6 protein-coding genes are annotated in these 5,965 nt (G+C 69.9%); 1 reads left to right on the top strand and 5 read right to left on the bottom strand.

The genetic code is table 11. The features are described 5' to 3' along the window. The 5 genes from ABZV40_RS45930 to ABZV40_RS45910 all read right to left on the bottom strand — a co-directional run. A partial coding sequence (locus ABZV40_RS45930; protein ID WP_355456433.1) for a hypothetical protein occupies positions 1 to 185 on the bottom strand: 185 nt, incomplete at its 3' end. 135 nt (positions 186 to 320) lie between these two features. After that, positions 321 to 1,295, bottom strand: a complete 975-nt coding sequence (locus ABZV40_RS45925; RefSeq protein WP_355456432.1) for a helix-turn-helix domain-containing protein — start codon at positions 1,293 to 1,295, stop codon at positions 321 to 323. Beyond that, complete coding sequence (locus ABZV40_RS45920; RefSeq protein WP_355456431.1) at positions 1,292 to 1,771, bottom strand: copper resistance CopC family protein; 480 nt, start codon at positions 1,769 to 1,771, stop codon at positions 1,292 to 1,294. Before ABZV40_RS45920 ends, ABZV40_RS45925 begins: the two co-directional genes overlap by 4 nt. Further along, positions 1,768 to 2,424, bottom strand: a complete 657-nt coding sequence (locus ABZV40_RS45915; protein WP_355456430.1) for a YcnI family protein — start codon at positions 2,422 to 2,424, stop codon at positions 1,768 to 1,770. The genes ABZV40_RS45920 and ABZV40_RS45915 overlap by 4 nt, the downstream gene beginning before the upstream one ends. A 66-nt stretch (positions 2,425 to 2,490) precedes the next feature. Next, complete coding sequence (locus ABZV40_RS45910; protein ID WP_355456429.1) at positions 2,491 to 2,874, bottom strand: hypothetical protein; 384 nt, start codon at positions 2,872 to 2,874, stop codon at positions 2,491 to 2,493. 227 nt (positions 2,875 to 3,101) lie between these two features. Here ABZV40_RS45910 and ABZV40_RS45905 point away from each other — a divergent pair, with 227 nt between their 5' ends. Beyond that, entirely contained in the window at positions 3,102 to 5,867 is a 2,766-nt protein-coding gene (locus ABZV40_RS45905; protein ID WP_355456428.1) for an AAA domain-containing protein, read from the top strand. The last annotated feature ends 98 nt before the right edge of the window (positions 5,868 to 5,965 follow it).

Raw genomic sequence — 5,965 nt, 5'->3', positions numbered from 1 at the left:
CGGCGTCGAGCACCTGGCTCGGCAGCTCGTCGGGCGTCGTCGCGTCGGCCCAGGTGGACAAATGCGCCGTTCATCACGGTCGGGTTCGCCGTTCCCGCCGGGCGTACCGGATCTGCCGCAGTGCCGCGCACCGTGCGATCAGGCCTCGCCAGGCGCGTGGTGACGTGGATGAAGGCGCCCTTCATCCACCCCAGGTGGAACAAAGAGCCCTTCATCCACCATCACGGCCACCTTCGGCGCGGCAACCAACCGGCAGGACACAACCCGCCCCGAGGCCCTCGAGTTCCAGGCATTGCACCTCAGGTGGATGAAGGAGCCCATCATCGACGACGTTGCGCGGCGCGGTGCACCACGCCGTGCAACGTGAGCGCCGTGGCCAGCGTTTGCAGCCCGCGCGCGGTCATCGGCAGGCACCCGGTCAGCTGACCGACGCGGTTGAGCCGGTAGTCCAGCGTGCTGCGGTGGATGTTCAGCGTGCTCGCGGCCTTGCTTCGGTTGCCGGCCGTGGCGACGAGGGCCTCGATCGTGGTGCGCAGCGGCTCCTGGTGCACCACTGGTGCGATGAGCGCGAGCAGGGTCACCAACGCTTCGGTGTCGCGCATCAGCGCGTACTCCACCACCACGTCCTCGATGTCGTAGACACCCGGTGGCTCGGCCAGGTTCGTGACGAGGTCCAGCACGACGCTCGCCTGCACTCCGGCGTCCTCGATCTCGGTGTTCGGCCGCCAGGCGACCGCGAGCCACATCGGATCCGCGAGCTCCTCGCACAGCTCCTCGCACAGCTGGAGGGCGTCCTTCTCGTCGTGCGCGGGCGCCAGCAGGAACCCGCCGCCGTCCGAGAGCAGGTGCACGGCGCCGACCCGGCCGCGAGCCGTCAGCACGTCGTCGATCCGCGGGCCGAGGTTGGAGACGCAGCGCAGGGCGATCACCGCGTAGTCCGGTTCGGGCGGCACGTGCCCGCCCCACAACAGGTTCGCGGCCGTCACGTCTTCGCCGGTCGCCGCCTGCTCGAAGCCGCGCACCAGCTCGCGCACGGCCGCCACCCCGGTGCGGCGCACCGTCTCGACGAGCTGTGGCACGTCACCGTCGGCAGCGCCGATGATCATGGCGGCGACGGTCGACTCGGTGAGGCGCCGCACGGCGAGCACGAGCGGGGCGAGCGGCCGGTTCCGTCGCCCCCAAGCGATGCCGAGCTCGCGCAGCCTCGTCAGGTCCGGTTCGGACGGTCCGTCCGCGGTCCGGTACAGCGCCCCGACGTCCGCCAGCACGACGCCCAGCTCGTGCTGCACCGTCACCGGCGCGCCCGCGCCTGCCGGATGCCCGCGGCCGTCAGCAGCGCCGCGATGCCCAGGACGATCGCGCCGAGACCCGCCCACGTCTGCCAGCTCATCTCACCGGACGACCCCGGCTCCGCGACCGTGAACCTGAGCTGCCCGGTCAGCGGGGACGGCTCACCGAGGCGGATCGTGTAGTCGACGACGTAGTCGCCGTGCGGCGGCTGCGGCGACAGGACGGCGGTCACGACGTTGTCGTCGACGCCCATCGCGCCGGAGCTCCACGGTTTGCCGTCCGGACCGGTGACGGTGACGACGTTGGCGCCGCCGCCGAGCACCGGCCGGTCGAAGGTGAGCCGGACCGTTTCGGGGGCCTTGAGCAGCCGCGCGCCGGCCGCCGGCGTGGACGACACCAGCTGCCCGGCGGCCGAGGCGGGCGGGACGGCGCCGCCCAGGCCGAACAGCGCGACCAGGACGATCAGGCAGAGCTTCTTCACTTCGGACTCCTCCGGCGCGGCCGGGTCAGCGCGATCACGCCGAACACGACCATGATCAGCAGGGCGCTCCCGAGCGGTACCGCCACCAGCCAGGTCGGACCGCTCGTCGGCTGGGTGTGCCCGTGCCCGTGGGCGGTGCCCGACGGTTCGGCGAGCGCGACCACCGGCGCCGGGTACTGCGGTTCGGCGTCCCCGGTCTGCTCCTGCGCCCAGTCCGTGAGCGTGCCGTCGGCATAGATCTGCTTGGTGGGCAACAGGATCCGGTCGACGTTCGAGGGCAGCGGTGACGCGGTGAACGAGAACTCGTCGTAGTGCTCGTCACCGGGCGGGATCGCGCGGTCCGACGTGGTCCACGTGATCGAGGTGACGACGCCTCCGGCCGCCCGCCCGATCTCGGCGGTCCAGCCGGGCACCGGTCTGGTGCGCACCCTGGTGATGTCGTACCCGGCAGGCACGGTCACCTCGATCCGGACCGTCGGCTGCGTGCCCTCGTTCGGCACCCTGAGCACGATCGCGCCGTCGCCGCCCTTTTCCGGGGCCGCGCCGTAGACGTGGGCGGTGACGTGCGCTTCGGCCGTGCCGGCACCGAGCAGGCAGATGGCGACCGCGAGCAGAACCGCCCGGCACAGCCGCGGAAATCCGTTGGCAGACATGGAGTTGCCCCAGGTTCGGGAGAAGGGGAGGCGGTGCGGCCCGCCGGTCCGCACCGCCGGCTCAGGTCACCTGTTGCGGATGGTCATGAAGTAGTAGTTGCGGGAGTCGGGTCCGTCCCACTGCCCGTCCCAGGCGTTGAACTGGGTGTTGCCCTCGCAGTTGCGGCCGGTGTAACCGGTGAGCATCAGGTGGTGCCGCCAGTAGTTGAACGAGATGTTCGGCCACTCGCGGGTCTGTCCGGGCTCGATGCCGGTCAGGCAGCGCCCGTTCCGGTTCTCCCGCAGGCTGCGGATCTGCTGGGTGGCGTTGGTGATCCGCACGCACGACTCGCCCTGCGGGGCGCGGCAGTCGGCCGCCTGCGCCGGAGCGCTCGTCAGGGTGATCGTCGCCAGCGCCGTGGTCAAAGCGCCGGCCAGGCCGAGCACCCTCGTCCTCGTCGAACGTGCCATCGAGACTTCCTCACTCTCAGTTCCGGATGGGGATCTGCGCGTCATCGTGACGGGGGTTCGAGTCCGGACGAAACCGAATGCGGTGCTTTTCGGAACGATTCGCGCCGGCTTCGGAAAGGAGAAGTTTCCTGCCTTGGGCTGTGACCGCGGCCGAGCCGAATTTCTCCGCACGGGGCCGGTGTGTAACGTGTCCAAACGACGTCTGCACGGGTTCCTGGGGGGAAAGCGTGATCGACCCGCGTGGTGAGGCTGTGCTGCTCCGCGACCGGCGGACCGGCGTGTTCGAGGACGAGACGGCGAACATCGCCCGGTACCAGGTTCAGGGTCAGCGCATTGCGATCGTGTTTTCCCGTGGTGGCAAGGTCTTCCACTACGGACCTGAACGGGTGCGGATCCTGCGCCGCACCTCGGCCCATCTGCTGTCCGGTGAGGACCAGGTCGAGGTCGACGGCACGATCTGGGGGAGCGCGACCGAGATCGTCACCTTCGAGGGAGTGGACGGTGCCTGGACGCGGATCTTCTACCGGGCGCGTGGCGCCGAGTCGTACCGGACCTACCCCGCCGCACGGGTCCGCGTCCTCACGTCCGGGACGGCCATCCCGTTCGTGGCCGACGTCCTGCGCTACTGGCGCGCGGTCGTGTCGCGCCTCAGCGCCGACGATCCGCTGCGACCGGAGTACGAACGGCTGACCTTCGTCCACCCGGAAAGCGCTCTCAGCTCGTACCTGGCCGGGGCACCGATCCGGGCGCGTCCGCTGGAGGCTCCCCCGATCTTCCCGTTCCGGTGCAACCTGAGCCAGCGCAGAGCCGTCGAGAACGCGCTGACCCGGTCGATCTCGGTCATCGAGGGACCGCCGGGCACCGGCAAGACCGAGACGATCCTCAACCTGATCGCCACCATCGTCGCGGTGCACCACCAGACGGTGGCGATCGTCTCGTTCGGCAACGCCGCCGTCGACAACGTCCGCGACAAGCTCGACGAGCTCGGGTTCGGACACCTGCTCGGCAACCTCGGCCGCCGGCAGAAACGCGAGGAGTTCTTTGCCGCACAAGGGGAGCGCAACGCCGCGGTGACCCGGTTCGTGGCCGCCGCACCGCCACCGCCTGACCTGGGGCGGCTCGCGCACCTCGACCACCGCCTGCGGGCGCTGCAGGAGGACGAACGCGTCCGTGCCGACCGGCGTCAGTCGCTCGACGCCCACCGGCTGGAGCTGCGCCACTTCGAGGCGCACCTCGACTCCGAAGAGCTGCCCGACCTGGAGAAGTTCGCACTGCTGAGGAAGTCGGCCGACCGCATCGCCGACTACCTGGCCGAGAGCCAGATGGAGGTGGAAGGGGCGCGCCCCGGTCTGGTGCGACGGATCCGGAACTACTTCAGGTACGGCTCCCTGCGCGCACTCGACCCCGCCGACACCGCCGTGGTGCTCCGGTTGCAGCTGGCCTACTACACCAACCGGATCGCCGAGCTGGAGCGGGAGATCAGCGAGGTCGAGGACAGGCTGCGCCGAGCCGACTTCGACGGGATCTCCCAGGAGCACCAACGGTTGTCGGCGCAGTTCCTGCACGCCGAGCTGGCCGGCCGGTACCGGGGACGAGGCCGGACCGTGCACGACGCGGACACCTACCGGCGCGGCCGGGAGTTCGAGGGCTTCCTCGCCGACTACCCGGCGTTGCTGAGCACCTGCCACTCGTTGCGCACCAGCCTCGCCGACGGGCACCTGCTCGACTACCTCATCATCGACGAGGCGTCCCAGGTGAACCTGCTGCTGGCCGGGCTGGCGATGTCGTGTGCCCGCAACGTGGTCGTGGTCGGTGACCAGAAGCAGCTGCCCCCGGTCGCCCTCGACGGCGCGGACGAGCTCACACCGCCGCTGCCCGCCTACGACTGCCGCCACAACCTGCTGACGTCGTTGTCCGAGGTGTACGGCGACGCTCTCCCGAGCACACTGCTGCGCGAGCACTACCGGTGCGACCCGGTCATCATCGGCTTCTGCAACAAGAAGTTCTACGAGGACGACCTCATCCCGTACACCACCAGCGGCAGCGAGCGGCCGATGATCGTCGTGCGCACCGTCGAGGGCAACCACATGCGTCAGCACCGCGGGGGCGGCCGCTCGAACCAGCGCGAGCTGGACGTGATCAGCCAGGAGGTGATCCCGCGGCACTGCCGGGGCTTCGCCGCCGCCGAGATCGGGGTCACCACGCCCTACCGCCTGCAGGCGGACAAGGGCGGCGACGTGCTCGACCAGATCGAGGTCGACACCGTCCACCGGTTCCAGGGCAGGCAGAAGCAGGCGGTCGTGCTGACCACCGTCCTGGACGAGAGCTGGCGAGGACGCACCGGGCTGAAGTTCGTCGACGACCCCCAGCTGATCAACGTCGCGGTGTCGAGGGCGATCCGGCGGTTCGTGCTCGTGACGAACAACGGCATGATGCCGGCCAGCCGGCACATCCAGGACCTGGTCGGCTACATCCGCTACCACAACCCCGGCGACGAGGTGGCCGACAGCACCGTGGTCTCGGTGTTCGACCTGCTGTACAAGGCGTACTCGGCGCGACTGCGACCACTCGCCGCGCGGCTGCGCAACGAGCTCAAGCACCGGTCGGAGGACATCGTCTGGACCGTGCTGCACGACCTGTTCGCGGAGCCGGACTACGCGCACCTGACGGCGGTTCCGCAGGTGCTCCTCAAGAACCTCCTGCCCGGCCTCTCCCTGCTCACCCCGGACCAGGCCGCCTATGTGAAAAGGCGGGCGTCACTGGACTTCGTCGTGTACAACCGGGTGACCAACCGGCCGCTGCTCGCCATCGAGGTCGACGGCTTCGCGTTCCACGAGAACAACCCCACCCAGCTGAGGCGGGACGCCCTCAAGAACGACATCCTGCGCGCACACGGGATGCCGCTGCTGCGGCTGCCGACCACGGGCAGCGGCGAGCCTGCGCGCATCCGGGAAGCGTTGGACAGGGCGGAATCCCACTGGGCGCGCTACTGAGCGCCTTGCCAGAGGTCTTGCCCGCAACCCGCCTGCCGGGCAGTTACGTGGATGAAGGGCTCCTTCCTCCACACCAGGTGGAGGAAGGAGCCCTTCAT

It is taken from the genome of Lentzea sp. NPDC004782, assembly GCF_040609115.1.
Lineage (GTDB): Bacteria > Actinomycetota > Actinomycetes > Mycobacteriales > Pseudonocardiaceae > Lentzea.
The sequence above is the reverse complement of the archived record's forward strand: the minus strand, read 5'-3'. Positions and strand labels throughout refer to the sequence as shown.